Genomic DNA, 14,779 nt, shown 5'->3' with positions numbered 1-14,779 from the left:
CGGGCGGCGGCGCCCGATGTGGTGGGGGAAGGTGTTGCCGCCGAGGTACGGGGGTTCGGGGACCTGTGCGGTCCCCGAACCCCCGTCCGGTGGTCGCGAGGCAGGATACCTGCTCGCGCTTTGGTCTCTGGGAGACCTAGATCAGTTCTTGACCTCGATGTCGTAGTACAGCGGCACCGAGTTCCAACCGAACTTCACGTTGGACACGTTGTCCGCGTTCCAGACACCGGTGACGTTCGAGTACCAGAGCGGGATCTCCGGGAGGTCCTTGAACAGGAGCTCCTGGGCCTGGTCGAAGGCCTTGTTGCCCTCTTCGACCGTGGCGGCCGAACGGCCCTCGGCGAGCAGCTCGTTGTACTCCTTGGAGTCGTACCGCGAGTAGTTGTTCGACGAGCCCTCACCCATGGTCGGGCCGAGGAAGTTGTACAGCGACGGGTAGTCGGCCTGCCAACCGGTGCGGCTGCCGCCCGTGAGCTTGTCGTTCGTCTGGAGGTCCAGGGCTTCCTGGAACGTCGGGATCGCGTTGCCCTCGGCCTTGATGCCGAGCGTGTTCGAGATCGAGTTCGTGACCGCGGTCACCCACGCCTCGTGCCCACCGTCGGCGTTGTACGTGATGGTGAGGGTGTCGTCGTACTTCGAGATCTTGTCGGCCTCGGCCCAGAGCTTCTTGGCCTCGGACTCGTCGTAGTCCAGGACGTCGGAGCCGTCGAGGTCGTCGTTCCAGCCCGCGATGACCGGCGACGTGAAGTCCTTCGCCGGGGTGCGCGTGCCGTCGAAGATCTTGTCGGTGATCTGCTTGCGGTTGATGGCCATCGAGATGGCCTCACGACGCAGCGTGCCTTCCTCGCCCTTCCAGTGGTCGAGGTAGTACGGCAGGTAGATCGCCTGGAAGATGGCGGCCGGCTGGTTGACGTTCGAGTCCGGGAAGTCGGACTTGTAGGTCTTGAAGGCGCTGTCCGGCACGGCGTCGAGGACGTCGAGGTTGCCGCCCTGTGCGTCGGAGTACGCGGTGTCCTGCGAGGCGTAGAACGTGATCGTCAGACCACCGTTCTTCGGCTTGCGCTTGCCCTCGTAGTCCTTGTTGGTGACGAGCTTGATGGACTGGTTGTGCGTCCAGGCCTTCTTGCCGTCGAGCTTGTACGGACCGTTGCCGATCGGGTTCTCACCGAACGCCTTGGTGTCGTCGTAGAACGAGGACGGCAGCGGCACGAAAGCCGAGTAGCCGAGCGACAGCGGGAAGTCCGACTGGGCCGACTTCAGCGTGACGGTGAACTCGTCGTCGTCGACGACCTTGAGGCCCGTGAGCTCCGAGTCCTTGTCGGCGTTGTAGCCCTCGATGTTCTCGAAGAAGTAGCTGGCGCCCTGGGCGTTCGACTTCTGGGCTGCCCAGTTCCACGCCTTGGTGAACGACTCGGCCGTGACCTTCTCGCCGTTCGTGAAGGTGTAGTTGGTGTTCAGCGTGATGTCGAACGTCTTCGAGTCATCGGTGTCGATGCTCTTGGCGACCTCGTTGACCGGCTTGCCGTCGGCGTCGTACGAGACGAGGCCTTCGAAGAGCGAGTCGATGATCTTGCCGCCACCGGTCTCGGTGGTGTTCGACGGGATCAGCGGGTTCTGGGGCTCGCTGCCGTTGGTGGTGACGATCCCGGACGCGTTCGCCGAGCCCGAGCCACCCCCGTCGGAGCTGTTGCTGGAGCAGGCGGTCAGGGCGAGTGCTGTGGCCCCGAGCACGGCGAGGGCGGAAAGCCCGGCGCGCTTCTTGATCAAGGTTCCTCCTGGTGCATGGGACGCGCAGGGCACAGCGGTGTCGCCCGGGCGCGTTTGACATCTGCACTGTAGGCAAGGTGGACAGCAGCCTCCAAACCCTGGAGCGAACGGTTACAAGCCGGTAACCAAGTTGCACGATCCTTGCGAGAGGATGCAAGATTCGCGCGCTCGCTGAACACCCTCGCGCTTTTGTTGCATCTGCATGAAATTCGTTGCACTGCGACACAGTTCTGTGCAAGGAACACCTGTCCCGAGTCCCCCTCGGGACCCGGGCATCCACCCGCCACCAGCCGTACCGTGAACACGTGCTCGCGAACGACATCCCCCATCTCCACGTCCCCTCCTCGCCCTCCGTGAGCGGTGATCCCGGGAACGCCGGAAGGGCCTTCGTCGCGGTCTCCCGCCCGGACCTCGAGCAGGACGCCTCCCGCAGCACCATCGAACGCGTGACCGCCGAGGGCGCGGTCCGCTGGACCTCCGGCGACCGCGACTCGTCACCGGTCCTGTCCCCCGACGGGCGGGCGCTCGCGTTCCTCCGGTCGGTCGAGGACGACCGCGGGGGCGCGCACCCGCAGCTCGCCGTGGCACCGGTGCACGGCGGCGAGGCCCGCATCGTCACCGCCCTGCCGCTCGGCGCCGGCGACCCGGTCTGGTCGCCCGACTCGACGCGTGTCGCGGTCACCGCACGCTTCCCCGAACCGGGGCGTTACGGCTCGACGGTCCCCGGTGCCGACCGTCGTCCGGCACCGGGCGCCGAGGCGCCGCGGCTCGTCTCCCGGCTCGACTTCCACGTCGACGGCACCGGGTACCTGCTCGACAAGCTGCAGCAGATCGTGGTCGTCGACGTCACCGACCCCGCCGCCGCGACCGTGGACGCCCCGCTGACGAGTGCGCCGTGCTCGGTCTCCGCTCCGGCCTGGTACCCCGACGGCGGCGCGCTCCTCGTCGTGGCCCCGCGTGACCTCGGTGCACGAGAGGCCCACGACGACGACCTGTACCGCGTCGACGCGTCCGACGGCACGATGACGCTCGCGATCCGGACCGAGGGCTCCGTCAGCGCGATCGCAACGGGCCCGGACGGCACCGTGTACTACGTCGGGGCGTCGCACCTCGACGGACGCCTGGTCGCCGAACCCGAAGGCCTCTGGGTCGCGGCGCACGACTCCGAACCGATCCGACTGACCGCCCGCGAGACGGTCGACGTCACCGGAACGCCCGTGCTTCACCGCGGAGACGTCCTCGTCGCGGTGCTCGACCGCGGGACCGTCACCGTGCGTCGTGTCCCCGCCGGCACGACGGCGCCGCTCCAGCTCGACGAGCTCGGCGTCGTCCTCGGGGGCCGTCTGGTCGTCTCGGGCTTCTCCGTCGACGGGGACGTCCTGGTCGCCACGGCTGCCACGACGGACTCGCCCGGCGAGGTGCACGTGGTCGACCTCACGGCATCCGACGACGCGTTGCCGACGGTCCTCACCGACTACGCGGCTCCGCTCCGGTCGGAGGCGTCCGCCCCCGGTGTCCGCCGCATCGAGGAACTCACGGGCACCGCTGCCGACGGCACCCCGGTGCACGGCTGGGTCGTCCTGCCCGAGGGCGACGGCCCGCACCCCGTCCTCCGGGTGGTGCACGGCGGACCGTTCGGCCAGGACACCTGGGCGTTCTTCGACGAGGCGCAGGTGTACGCCAGTGCCGGGTACGCCGTCGTCATCGGCAACCCGCGCGGGTCTGCCGGCTACGGCCTCGACCACGGCCGCGCGGTCATCGGTGCGATGGGCACCGTCGACGTCGACGACGTGCTCGCCCTGCTCGACGCGGCGCTCGAGCGCCCCGACCTCGACGCGGCCCGCGTCGGCATCATGGGCGGCTCGTACGGCGGGTTCATGACGAGTTGGGTCGCCGCCCACCACGGTGACCGGTTCGTCGCCGCGTGGAGCGAACGCGCCGTGAACGCGTGGGACTCGTTCGCGGGCAGCTCCGACATCGGCTGGTACTTCGCCGACGCCTACGTCGGCGCCGACCCCGAGGAGCAGCGTCGCCGGAGCCCGCTGACGTACGCCGCGCAGGTCACGATCCCGTTCATGGTCGCGCACTCGGAAGCGGACTGGCGCTGTCCGATCGAGCAGGGGCAGCGCCAGTTCGTCGCGCTCCGGCGCGCCGGGGTCGACGCGTCGTTCCTCGTGTTCCCGGGCGAGGGCCACGAACTCTCCCGCTCCGGCTCGCCGTGGCACCGCGTGCAGCGGTTCGAGCACGTCCTCGCGTGGTGGGCGGAGCACCTGCCCGTCACGCCGGTCGCGTGACCTGACCGAGGGATGACGGGAGGCCCGTGGCGGATCCGCCACGGGCCTCCCGTCGTCTCGGTGGTGCGTCGAGGACGCGGGTCGCTACGCGAACGCCTCCACCGGCGGGCAGGCGCACACCAGGTTGCGGTCGCCGTACGCCTGGTCGATCCGGCGGACCGGCGGCCAGTACTTGCGGCCGCTGATGCCGGGCAGCGGGTAGACGGCCTGCTCGCGGGTGTAGGCGTGCGCCCACTCCCCCGAGATCACCGACGACGCCGTGTGCGGGGCGTGCACGAGCGGGTTGTCGTCCGCCGGCCACTCTCCACGCTCGACCGCCGCGGCCTCGGCCCGGATGGCGAGCATGGCGTCGACGAAGCGGTCGAGCTCGGCCAGGTCCTCGCTCTCCGTCGGCTCCACCATCAGGGTGCCGGCGACCGGGAACGACATGGTCGGGGCGTGGAAGCCGTAGTCGACCAGACGCTTCGCGACGTCGTCCACGGTGATGCCGGTGGTGTCGCGCAGGGGCCGCAGGTCGAGGATGCACTCGTGCGCCACGAGCCCGTCGTCGCCCGTGTAGAGCACCGGGAACGCGTCGCGCAGTCGTGCCGCGATGTAGTTCGCCCCGAGCACGGCGGCTTCGGTCGCACGGGTGAGGCCCTCGAGCCCCATCATCCGGACGTAGGTCCAGGTGATGGGCAGGATGCTCGGGCTGCCGTACGGGGCCGCGCTGACCGGGCCACCGGCGTGCGCCAGTCGGGCGTCGGCGTCGGCCGCGGTCGAGCCGGGCCGGCGGTCGGCCTGCTGCGCGAACGGGTGCCCCGGCAGGTAGGGCGCGAGGTGCGCCTTCGCGGCCACCGGACCGACACCCGGTCCGCCGCCGCCGTGCGGGATGCAGAAGGTCTTGTGCAGGTTGAGGTGCGAGACGTCGCCGCCGAAGTCGCCGAAGCGGGCGTGGCCGAGCAGCGCGTTGAGGTTCGCGCCGTCGACGTAGACCTGGCCGCCGGCGTCGTGCACGGCGTCGCAGATCTCGCGGATGTCGTGCTCGTACACGCCGTGGGTCGACGGGTACGTGATCATCAGCGCCGCGAGGGTGTCGGCGTGCAGTTCCGTCTTCGCGCGGAGGTCCTCGAGGTCGACGTTGCCGTTCTCGTCGCAGGCGACCACGACGACCTTCATGCCGGCGAGGACCGCCGACGCGGCGTTCGTGCCGTGCGCGCTCGACGGGATGAGGCAGACGGTGCGCTCGGCGTCGCCGTTGGCCTGGTGGTACCCGCGGATCGCGAGGAGCCCGGCGAGCTCGCCTTGACTGCCCGCGTTCGGCTGCAGGGACACGGTGTCGTACCCGGTGACCTCGGCCAGCCAGGACTCCAGGTCACCGATCATGTCGAGGTAGCCCTCGACGTCACCGCGCGGCGCGAACGGGTGGATGTTCGCGAACTCCGGCCACGTCACGGCCGCCATCTCGGTCGCCGCGTTGAGCTTCATCGTGCAGCTACCGAGCGGGATCATGCCACGGTCGAGCGCGTAGTCCTTGTCCGCCAGGTGCTTCAGGTACCGCATCATGCGGGTCTCGCTGCGGTGTGCGCTGAACACGGGGTGCGTCAGGTACTCGCTCTCGCGCTGCAGCCCGGCCGGGAGGCCCGTGGCCGCGTCACGCACGGCAGCCTCGGTCGCGGGGACGGTCACGTCCACGGCCCCGAACACGCCCGCCAGTCGGGCGACGTCGTCGGGCGTGGTCGTCTCGTCGACGGAGAGCTGGAACACGTCCTCGTCCACCTGGTGCAGCAGGAAGTCCGCGTCCTGCGCTGCGGCGACGACCGCCCCGGCGCGACCGGTGGCCCGCAGGGTGAGCGTGTCGAAGTACGCGTCGTGCACCACCTGGAGGCCGGCGTCACGGGCGACCGCGGCGAGCGCCGACGTCGTCCGGGCGACCCGGTTCGCGATGAACCGCAGCCCCTCGGGTCCGTGGTACACGGCGTACATCGAGGCCATGACGGCGAGCAGGACCTGCGCGGTGCAGATGTTGCTCGTCGCCTTCTCGCGGCGGATGTGCTGCTCGCGGGTCTGCAGGCTGAGGCGGTAGGCCATCGCACCGTCGGCGTCGAAGGACACCCCGACCAGGCGACCGGGCAGTTGGCGCTCGAGTCCGGCGCGGACGGCGAGGTACCCGGCGTGCGGGCCGCCGAAGCCGAGCGGGACGCCGAAGCGCTGGCTCGTCCCCACGGCGACGTCGGCGCCGAGGTCGCCGGGGCTGGCGAGCAGGGTCATGGCGAGCAGGTCGGCCGCGACGACGGCGATGCCGCCGCCGGCGTGGACGCGCTCGATGATCGACGACGGGTCGACGATCCGGCCGGAGGCACCGGGGTACTGCACGATCACGCCGAAGGCGCCGTCGAGCTGCTCGTCGGTCGGTCCGGCGACGGGGTCGAACGCACGCAGCGTGATGCCGACGGCGTCCGCGCGGTGGTCGAGCAGCGCGCGGGTCTGCGGCAGCAGGTCGTCGTCGACGAGGAACGCGTCGCCCTTCACCTTGGACGCGCGGCGGGCGAGGAGCATGCCCTCGACCACGGCGGTGCCCTCGTCGAGCATCGAGGCGCCGGCCGTGGCCATGCCCGTCAGGTCGGAGACCATCGTCTGGAAGTTGATGAGCGCTTCGAGCCGGCCCTGGGAGATCTCCGGCTGGTACGGCGTGTAGGCCGTGTACCAGCTCGGGTTCTCGAGCACGTTCCGCTGGATCACGGCGGGCGTGTGGGTGCCGTGGTAGCCGAGGCCGATCATGGCGCGGCGGACGGTGTTGCGTCCGGCCTTCGCCCGCAGTTCGGCGAGCGCCTCGGTCTCACCGACGGCGGCGGGGATCACCGAGTCGGTGACGGGTGCCGCGTGGATCGACTCGGGGATCGCCGCGCGGACCAGGGCGTCGAGCGACGGCCGGCCGACGGTGTCGAGCATCGTCTGCTGGTCGGCCGGGGTGGTGCCGATGTGGCGGTCGGCGAAGGAGGTCTGCAGGTTCTGGGACACCTGCTGGTCGTCGGGGCCGGTCATGCGATGGACGCCCGGTACGCGTCGTGGTCCATCAGGTCCTCGGGGAACGAGGTGCCCTCGACCTTGATCTTCACGAGCCAGCCGGTGCCGAACGGGTCCTGGTTGACGGTGTCGGGGGCGTCGACCACGGCGTCGTTGACCGCGATGACCTCGCCCTCGATCGGCGCGAAGAGCTCGCCGACGCTCTTGGTGGACTCGATCTCGCCGATCTGCGCGCCGGCGGTGGTGGCGGTGCCGACGGCGGGGAGTTCGACGTAGACGACGTCACCGAGCTGCTCGGCGGCGTGGTCGGTGATGCCGACGGTGACGGTGTCGCCCTCGACGAGGAGCCACTCGTGGTCGGCCGTGTACTGGAGTGCGGTCTGGTCGGTCATGACATCAGCCTTTCGAGGCGCGGCGGTAGAAGGGGAACGCGGTGACGGTGCTGGGGATGGCCGTTCCGCGGACGTCGATGTGCAGGAGTTGTCCCTCGGCGGCGACCGCCGGGTCCACGAAGGCCATCGCGACCGGGTGGCCGAGGGTCGGCGAGAGAGCACCCGAGGTGACGGTGCCGACGACCGCGCCGTCGTGCACGACGTCGTAGCCGGCACGTGGGGCGCGGCGCCCATCGGTGACGAGCCCGACGAGCACGCGGGCGTCGTCCGACGGCGCGACACCGGCCGCGCCGACGAAGTCGCCGGTCTTCGCGACCACGCGGCCGAGTCCGGCCTGGGCGGGGCGCACGTCGGTGCTGAGCTCGTGCCCGTACAGCGGCATGCCGGCCTCGAGCCGCAGGGTGTCGCGTGCAGCGAGTCCGGCGGGGACGACACCGCGGTCGGCGCCGGCCTCGAGCAGCGCGTCCCAGATCGCCGGGGCGACCTCGGGGGCGCAGTACAGCTCGAAGCCGTCCTCGCCGGTGTACCCGGTGCGGGCGACGAGCACCTCGGAGCCGTCGAACACGGCGTGCAGGGCGCGGTAGTAGCCGAGGTCGTCGAGGGGGCTCTCCGGCTGCAGGCGATCGGCGACGACGAGGGCGTCGAGCGTGCCGGCGGCCGCTGGGCCCTGGATCGCGACGAGTGCGGTGCTGTCCGAGTCGTCCGACACCGCGACGTCGAAGCCGTCGGTGCGCTCGGACAGCGCGGCGACGGCGACCTCGCGGTTCGAGGCGTTCGCGACGACGAGGAACACGTCGTCGTCGGTGCGGTACACGACGAGGTCGTCGAGGATCCCGCCGTCCTCGGCGAGCAGCAGGGAGTACTTCGCGCGGCCGAGCGGCATCGCGCCGAAGGAACCGGCGAGCGCGTGGTCGAGGAAGGCGACGGCGTCCGGACCGGTCACCCCGATCTCGGCCATGTGCGACAGGTCGAAGACCCCGGCCGACTGTCGGACGGCGTGGTGCTCGGCGAGGTCGGACGAGTAGCGCACGGGCATGCGGTACCCGGCGAAGTCGGTGAAGGTCGCACCGGCGGCTTCGTGCGCGGGTTCGAGCGGGGACGAACGCAGTGGCGTCGGACTCATGGCGGAGTTCTCCTGGCATCAGCAGGGCCCGGCGACGATCGCCGGGTGGAACTCCCCCTCTGTCATGGGCCTGAGAGTTTCACCGCGGCCCGTGAGGTCCGGCGGCTTTCACCGTGGGCGAGACGACTGAGCGTCTGCTTTTCAGAGTGGCCTGTCCGCTGCGGTGTGGGACCTGAGAGATTGACGGGGGGATTGCTCCTTCGGTGCCGTGCGTGCGCCCGAGGGCACGATGTGCCCGTGGGCACGAGGTACCCGTGGGCACTGCACGGCGTCTCCCGCGACGGATGAACGGCCGGTGTGTTCAGTTGTCCGCGCCGAGCATACCGAGACCGCGTTACGAACGTGTGTCGCGTACCGGCCTTCGACATCTCGTAGAATGCGGGGATGGCCGGACAGCGATCACGCCCCAGGGGGCAGCTCGAGCAGGCGGTGCTCGACGCGCTCCGCTCCGTGACCGACGGCCTCACCGCCCGCCAGGTGCTCGACGCCTTCCCGGAGCCCCGTCCAGCACTGACCACGGTGCTCACCGTCCTCGACCGGCTCGGCCGCAAGGGGCAGGTGGAGCGGCAGGAGCACGACGACGCCCCGCTGAGCTTCCGCGCCGTGCACAGTCGCGACGAGCAGACCGCGTCCCTCATGTCGAGTGCGCTCGCCGCCTCGGCCGACCGTGAAGCAGCGTTGCTGCAGTTCACCGGCTCGCTCGCCTCCGACGACCTCGAGGCCCTGCGCCGCGCCCTCGACGCCCGCGCACGTTCCTGACCGGGGTCGCTCCGTGGTCGTCGCCGGCATCGCGCTCATCGTCCTCGCCCTGCTGGTGGTCGTGTTCGCCCCGAGGGTGCTGACCCGCTCCGCCTGGACCATCGACCGCCCGCGCACCGCCCTGGTGTGCTGGTCGCTCGCGGTGTTGCTCGGCGTCGTCGGGTTCGTCGCCGGCATCGCCCTCGTCGTGCTCGCCGACCGCCCGCTCACCGACCTCCTGGGCGGCGACGGTTCCCCCACCCACGGCTTCAACGTCGGCGTCGCACTGCTCGCGGTCATCGCGTTCGTGGTCGCCGTCCGCGTCCGCCCCGGGCCCGAGCACGAAGCCGTCCGCCAGGCGATGCGCTCCGGCGTCGCCCCGCACCGCGAGATCGACGGCACCCCGGTGGCCGTCGTCGACGCGGACCACGCCCTGGCCTGCGCCGTGCCCGGACGGAGCGGCGGTGTGCTGGTCAGCACCGGCCTGGCAGACCGGTTGCGGACGGACGAACTGGAGGCCGTGGTCGCCCACGAACGCGCCCACCTGACCCAGCACCACGCGGCGGCGGTCGCGGTCGCCGAATCGATCGAGCGTGCGGTCCCGTGGGTGCCCGGTGCGCGCGCGATGGCGCGCTCGACGCGCGTCCTCGTGGAGTTCGCCGCCGACGACGCCGCAGCCCGACGCGTCGGACGCGACGCCCTGCGCCGGGCCGTCCTGGTGGCGGACGAGAGCAGCGCGCTCGGGGCGATCCGCGCCTCCCGTCTCTCCTGAGCGGGGCGATCCGCGACCGCGCCGTCGCCCGCACGTCTCTCCTGAGCGAGCACGTGTCGGAGGCGAGGCATATGGTGATCGGACCGTGAAGCCACTGACCGAAGCCGACATCCGATCCTCGTTCGTCAACGCCACCCCCGACGAGCTCGAGCAGCTGCCGATCCCCGGCCTGCACGAGATGCTCTGGGACGAGCGCGAGTTCCTGGGCTGGCGCGACCCGCAGGCCGCCCGCCGCGGGTACATCGTGTCCTGGATCGACGACCGCCCCGTGGGCATCATCGTCCGGTCCGCGGGCGGGTCCCTCCGCGCCGGCATCGCCGCGATGTGCTCGTTCTGCCACTCCCCGCAGCCGGCGACGCAGGTGCGGCTGTTCTCGGCGCCCCGTGCGGGCGAGGCCGGGCGCAACGGCAACACCATCGGTACCTACATCTGCGAGGACCTCGGCTGCTCGATGCTCATCCGCACCGCGCCCCCGCACCTCAACCCGCCGGCGACCATCGCGATGCGCGGCGCCTCGCTGCTGCAACGCGTGCAGAACTTCACCGCGGACATCATGAAGTCGGCGTGAACCGCTTCGGCACCGCCCGCTGGGCCGTGGTCGACGAGCTCGGCGACGGACGCTGGCGGTTGACCCTTCGCGACGAGGCCGACGACGAGCTCGGTACGTTCGGTCTCGGGGTCGAGGGGCCGTGGGACCCGGACGTCGAGCCCCACGTCGGGTTCGTGCTCGTGCAGCTCGGGTTGACCCTGCGCGGCGCGCGACCGTGGCACGTCGACGAGCTCGGCGACCACCGTGCACCCGTGCTCGCACTCGGCTGAGCGGAGCGCTTCCCGCCGGGCGTCGCGCAGTCGGCGTCGCTCAGTCTGCTTCGCTCAGTCGGCTTCGACGAAGTTCCGCAGGATCTCGCGGTCGTCGTCGACACGCATCGCCCACGACAACTCGCTGCGGTGATCGCTGTCGGTCAGCGGCAGTAGCACGACGGTGTCCGGTGCGGCGAGCGCGGCGCTCTCCGGAGCCACGGTCACGCCGAGTCCCGCACCCACCAGGTGCAGGACGGTGGCCCAGGTCGTGGCCTCCTGAACGACCGTGGGTCGTCGACCGCCGGCGGTGACCGGTGCGAGGTTGCGCTCGGTCGCGAGCGAACCGGCCACGGCGGGGAAGAACACGAACGGCTCGTCCACGAGCTCGGTGCCGCTGATGGCTCGACGATCGGCGAGCCGGTGTCCGCGTGGGACCGCCGCGACGAACGCCTCGGTCCGGAACGGCAGCAGCCGTACGGCGGGCTCCGGATCCGGGTCTCGCACGACGGCCAGGTCGAGCTCGCCCCGCACGATCCGGGCCAGGAGCGTCGACGAGTAGCCCTCGGTCAGGTCCACACGGACCAGGGGGTAGACCTCACGGAACGCCTGCACCCGCTCGATCGGACCGAGGGGCAGCGCCGACACGACGAAGCCGACGTCGAGCCGGCCGGCCTCGCCCCGACCGACCCGGACCGTCTCGTCGAGGTCGCGGCGCACCTGCCCGAGCAACGACCGCGCGCGCCCCTGCAGCGCCTGGCCGGCGGCGGTGAGGGCGACGCTGCGGCTCGTGCGGACGAACAGGTCGACGCCGAGTTCGCGCTCGGTGCGGCGGATCTGCTGGGACAGCGCGGGCTGCGCGATACGGAGGCGCTCGGCAGCGCGGCCGAAGTGCAGTTCGTCGGCCACTGCGAGGAATGCACGGAGCTGGCGGAGGTCGACGTCCGGTTCCCGATCCATGCATGCAGCGTATCGATCAACGCGAACGAGTATTGGACGTGACCCCATCCGGATCGGAGGATGGAGCCATGCCCGAAGCGACCTCCACCGTCACCATCGCCGACCTCGCCACCCCCGCCGACGCCGAGGCGTTCCGTGTCCTCAACGAGGCCTGGATCACGCAGTTCTTCGCGCTCGAGGACGAGGACCGCAAGTTCCTCGGCGACCCCGTCGGTCACGTCGTCGAGCCCGGCGGCGCCGTCTTCGTCGCGCGGCTCGACGACCAGGTGATCGGGTGCATCGGCATCGTGCCGACGACCCCGGGGGTGTTCGAGCTCGTGAAGATGGCCGTCGCGCCCGGACACCAGGGGCACGGCACCGGTCGGAAGCTCATCGCCGCTGCACTCGACCGGGCCCGGGAGCTCGGCGCGCACCGCATCGACCTCGAGAGCAACGCGCAGTTGGCCAGCGCCGTGCACCTGTACGAGGCGTTCGGCTTCCGGCACCTGCGCGCCGACGAGCTCGTGCCGAGCCCCTACGTCCGTGCCGACGTCCACATGACCCTCGAGCTGCACTGACAGCGGCCCGGTTTCGGTACGCTCGCGGCATGGCGACGTACGAAGTGCAGGCGGTCCGCGAGCGCGGCGCGTGGCAGGTGTTCATCGACGGCTTCATGGTCACCGAGGTCGACCGCTGGCCAGCCGTCGGCTTCGTCGCACGCGAGGTCCTGGCGATGGACCGCACCGACGACCTGCAGATCCGCGTCGTCGGGCGCAACCAGTACATCGACTGACCCACGCGCTCACGCGACGTGCCAGACCAGCCCCTCCTGCGCACTCGACGGGTACGCCGAGGCGATGCGGAACACGGCCTCGCGCAGCGTCTCCGGTGAGCACGCCAGGTTGAGGCGCACGAACCCGCGCCCCTCGCTCCCGAACCCGAGTCCGGAGTTCAGCGCGACGTAGGCGTGCTCACGCAGTGGTACGGCCGGGTCGTCACCGAGCCCGATGCCGCGGAAGTCGAGCCACGCCAGGTACCCCGCGCGCGGCCGTGTGTAGACGACACCGGGCAGGTGCTCGGCGAGGAGCTTCGCGAGCAGCCGGTCATTGGCCACGATCTGGGACACCACCTCGTCGAGCCAGGTGGTCCCGACGGTGAACGCCGCCAGGTTCGCGTGCAGCCCGAGGATGCTCGTGCGGCAGGCAACTTCCTCCCACAGGGTGTCGAGGAGCGCGGCGGTGCGGTCGTCACCGGCGACGATGATCGAGCACTTCACACCGGCGAGGTTCCACCCCTTGCTCGCCGAGGTCACGCAGACGCTGCGGGCTCCGACGGACTCGGCGACGGCTGCGAACGGGGTGAACTGCACGCCCGGGTGGGTCAGGGGTGCGTGGATCTCGTCGCTGATGACGAGCACGTCGTACTTCGCCGCGAGTTCGGCGATCGCGAGCAGGTCGGCCCGGTCGTGCACCAGGCCAACGGGGTTGTGCGGGTTGCAGAGCAGGAAGACGCCGACCCCGCTGGCGAACGCCCGCTCGAGTCCGTCGAGGTCGAGCCGGTACTGCCCCCACTGCTCGAGCAGCGGGACCTCTTCCACCTGACATCGGGCCTCGTCGACGAGTTCGAAGAACGGCGGGTACACCGGCGGCGTGATCGCGACGCGGCCGCCGTCGGGCAGCGCGAGTCGCAGCGACTCGACGATGCCGACGCTGACGTCGGTGGCCAGGTGGATCCGGGACGGGTCGATCTCCCAGCCCCAACGGTCGAGAGCGAACTGCGCGAACGCCGGCGCGAGCGGCCCGGGGCCGTCGAGGTAGCCGAGGTCGGACTGCGACACGCGTTCGATCAGGGCCTGCCGGATCTCCGGCGCGACGTCGTGGTCCATCTCGGCGACGAACAGGGGCAGCACGTCGGGTGCGTACCGCGTCCACTTGATGCTCGTCCGGACCCCGCGGAGCGTGCCGACCGGGTCCTGCTCGTCGCTCGCCATGCGTCCCAGCATGCACCGACCGGGAGGCCCGGCGCGAGCCCGCCTGTCATCGAGCGTCGTCTTCCGCGCACCCTGGGACGCAGGGCGTCGCCCCGCCTACTGTCGGTCCCATGAGCACGAGCACCGCCGACAAGGCCACCACCCTCAAGCAGCTGCACGAAGCCCCGGAGATCCTCCGCGTCGTGAACGTGTGGGACGCGATCACCGCGAAGGTCGTCAGCGACCTGCCCGGCACGAAGGCGATCGCGACCGCCGGACACTCGATCGCCGCGTCGTACGGCTACGAGGACGGCGGGATGCCCCTCGACCTCGCACTGTCGGGCGCCGCGATCGTGGCCGCCGCGACCGACCTGCCGGTCACCGCGGACCTCGACGACGGGTTCGAGGACCCCGCTGAGACCATCCGGCGCGCGATCGGCTCCGGCATCGTCGGCGCCAACGTCGAGGACCGCCTGCGCCCCTTCGACGAAGCCGTCGCCCGGGTCGCCGCGATCACCGCCGCTGCCCAGGCCGAGGGCGTCGACTTCCAGCTGAACGCCCGCACCGACGCGATCGCCCGCGGCGGCGACCGTCCGATCGACGAGAGCATCGCGGACGCGATCGCACGCGGGAAGGCGTTCCTCGACAACGGCGCGGCGCTCGTCTTCGTGCCCGGCGCGATCCAGCGCGACGTCGTCGAGCAGCTCGTCGACGGCCTCGGCCGCGGCAAGCTGTCGGTCATCGGTCTGCCGGGTGCCCTGCCCGCTGCCGAGTACGAGGCGCTCGGCGTCGCCCGCATCTCCTACGGTCCGCTCACGCAGCGCGTCGCGCTGCGCGCGCTGCGCGACCTGGCGACCGACCTGTACGCCGACGGCGTCGTGCCGGAGGACACCCCGACCCTGAACTGACGAAGAAGACGGACGGGAGGCCCGGTGCCAGCTGGCACCGGGCCTCCCGTCATCTCTCTGGTCGCGTCACGCG

At 71.1% G+C, this 14,779-nt stretch carries 14 protein-coding genes and 1 riboswitch; of the genes, 8 read left to right on the top strand and 6 right to left on the bottom strand.

Annotation, left to right across the window (positions count from 1 at the left end; all coding sequences use genetic code 11):
* Nucleotides 1-141 precede the first annotated feature (141 nt).
* Nucleotides 142-1,767 (bottom strand): ABC transporter substrate-binding protein, encoded by a 1,626-nt coding sequence (locus KZI27_RS06195; protein WP_222659958.1) that lies wholly within the window; start codon nucleotides 1,765-1,767, stop codon nucleotides 142-144.
* Between the two features lie 305 nt (nucleotides 1,768-2,072).
* Here KZI27_RS06195 and KZI27_RS06190 point away from each other — a divergent pair, with 305 nt between their 5' ends.
* Nucleotides 2,073-4,061: an alpha/beta hydrolase family protein gene (locus KZI27_RS06190; RefSeq protein WP_222659956.1), complete on the top strand. Its 1,989-nt coding sequence runs from the start codon at nucleotides 2,073-2,075 to the stop codon at nucleotides 4,059-4,061.
* An 84-nt stretch (nucleotides 4,062-4,145) separates the two neighbouring features.
* On the opposite strand, the gene gcvP is transcribed toward KZI27_RS06190, so the two are convergent.
* The 3 genes from gcvP to gcvT are packed head-to-tail and all read right to left on the bottom strand — an operon-like array spanning nucleotide 4,146 to nucleotide 8,582.
* Complete coding sequence (gcvP, locus tag KZI27_RS06185) at nucleotides 4,146-7,085, bottom strand: aminomethyl-transferring glycine dehydrogenase (protein ID WP_261784115.1); 2,940 nt, start codon at nucleotides 7,083-7,085, stop codon at nucleotides 4,146-4,148.
* The gene (gcvH, locus tag KZI27_RS06180; RefSeq protein ID WP_123313318.1) at nucleotides 7,082-7,459 is read right to left on the bottom strand and encodes a glycine cleavage system protein GcvH; all 378 of its coding nucleotides are present in this window, start codon (nucleotides 7,457-7,459) and stop codon (nucleotides 7,082-7,084) included. The genes gcvP and gcvH overlap by 4 nt, the downstream gene beginning before the upstream one ends.
* 4 nt (nucleotides 7,460-7,463) lie before the next feature.
* Nucleotides 7,464-8,582: a glycine cleavage system aminomethyltransferase GcvT gene (gene gcvT / locus KZI27_RS06175; protein ID WP_222659954.1), complete on the bottom strand. Its 1,119-nt coding sequence runs from the start codon at nucleotides 8,580-8,582 to the stop codon at nucleotides 7,464-7,466.
* A gap of 49 nt (nucleotides 8,583-8,631) precedes the next feature.
* Nucleotides 8,632-8,737, bottom strand: a riboswitch (glycine riboswitch).
* A 229-nt stretch (nucleotides 8,738-8,966) separates the two neighbouring features.
* On the opposite strand from gcvT, the gene KZI27_RS06170 reads away from it, so the two are divergent.
* The 4 genes from KZI27_RS06170 to KZI27_RS06155 all read left to right on the top strand — a co-directional run bounded on the left by KZI27_RS06170 (nucleotide 8,967) and on the right by KZI27_RS06155 (nucleotide 10,911).
* A complete protein-coding gene (locus KZI27_RS06170) occupies nucleotides 8,967-9,341 on the top strand; it encodes a BlaI/MecI/CopY family transcriptional regulator (RefSeq protein WP_111084962.1) in 375 nt (124 codons plus the stop codon).
* Nucleotides 9,342-9,354: 13 nt separating this feature from the next.
* Entirely contained in the window at nucleotides 9,355-10,092 is a 738-nt protein-coding gene (locus KZI27_RS06165) for a M48 family metalloprotease (RefSeq protein ID WP_123313316.1), read from the top strand.
* 85 nt (nucleotides 10,093-10,177) lie between these two features.
* Nucleotides 10,178-10,660 carry an FBP domain-containing protein gene (locus KZI27_RS06160; RefSeq protein ID WP_123673093.1) on the top strand — a complete coding sequence of 161 codons (483 nt, stop codon included), beginning with the start codon at nucleotides 10,178-10,180 and terminating at the stop codon, nucleotides 10,658-10,660.
* Nucleotides 10,657-10,911: a hypothetical protein gene (locus KZI27_RS06155; RefSeq protein ID WP_222659952.1), complete on the top strand. Its 255-nt coding sequence runs from the start codon at nucleotides 10,657-10,659 to the stop codon at nucleotides 10,909-10,911. The genes KZI27_RS06160 and KZI27_RS06155 overlap by 4 nt, the downstream gene beginning before the upstream one ends.
* Nucleotides 10,912-10,965: 54 nt before the next feature.
* On the opposite strand, the gene KZI27_RS06150 is transcribed toward KZI27_RS06155, so the two are convergent.
* A complete protein-coding gene (locus tag KZI27_RS06150) occupies nucleotides 10,966-11,850 on the bottom strand; it encodes a LysR substrate-binding domain-containing protein (RefSeq protein ID WP_222659950.1) in 885 nt (294 codons plus the stop codon).
* A 68-nt stretch (nucleotides 11,851-11,918) separates the two neighbouring features.
* Between KZI27_RS06150 and KZI27_RS06145 the strand changes: the two genes are divergently transcribed.
* Both KZI27_RS06145 and KZI27_RS06140 read left to right on the top strand, forming a co-directional pair.
* Nucleotides 11,919-12,407, top strand: coding sequence for a GNAT family N-acetyltransferase (locus KZI27_RS06145; protein ID WP_222659948.1), 489 nt, complete (start codon nucleotides 11,919-11,921; stop codon nucleotides 12,405-12,407).
* Between the two features lie 29 nt (nucleotides 12,408-12,436).
* Nucleotides 12,437-12,622, top strand: a complete 186-nt coding sequence (locus tag KZI27_RS06140) for a hypothetical protein (protein ID WP_222659947.1) — start codon at nucleotides 12,437-12,439, stop codon at nucleotides 12,620-12,622.
* 9 nt (nucleotides 12,623-12,631) lie between these two features.
* Here the strand turns inward: KZI27_RS06140 and KZI27_RS06135 are convergent, their stop codons facing one another.
* On the bottom strand, nucleotides 12,632-13,819 hold the full coding sequence (locus tag KZI27_RS06135; RefSeq protein ID WP_261784114.1) for a MalY/PatB family protein: 1,188 nt from the start codon (nucleotides 13,817-13,819) through the stop codon (nucleotides 12,632-12,634).
* A 110-nt stretch (nucleotides 13,820-13,929) separates the two neighbouring features.
* Between KZI27_RS06135 and KZI27_RS06130 the strand changes: the two genes are divergently transcribed.
* Nucleotides 13,930-14,706 (top strand): isocitrate lyase/phosphoenolpyruvate mutase family protein, encoded by a 777-nt coding sequence (locus tag KZI27_RS06130; RefSeq protein ID WP_222659943.1) that lies wholly within the window; start codon nucleotides 13,930-13,932, stop codon nucleotides 14,704-14,706.
* The last annotated feature ends 73 nt before the right edge of the window (nucleotides 14,707-14,779 follow it).

Source organism: Curtobacterium sp. TC1 (genome assembly GCF_019844075.1).
Lineage (GTDB): Bacteria > Actinomycetota > Actinomycetes > Actinomycetales > Microbacteriaceae > Curtobacterium.
Note: the sequence above shows the minus strand (reverse complement) of the source record. Positions and strands in the feature narration are given on the sequence as shown.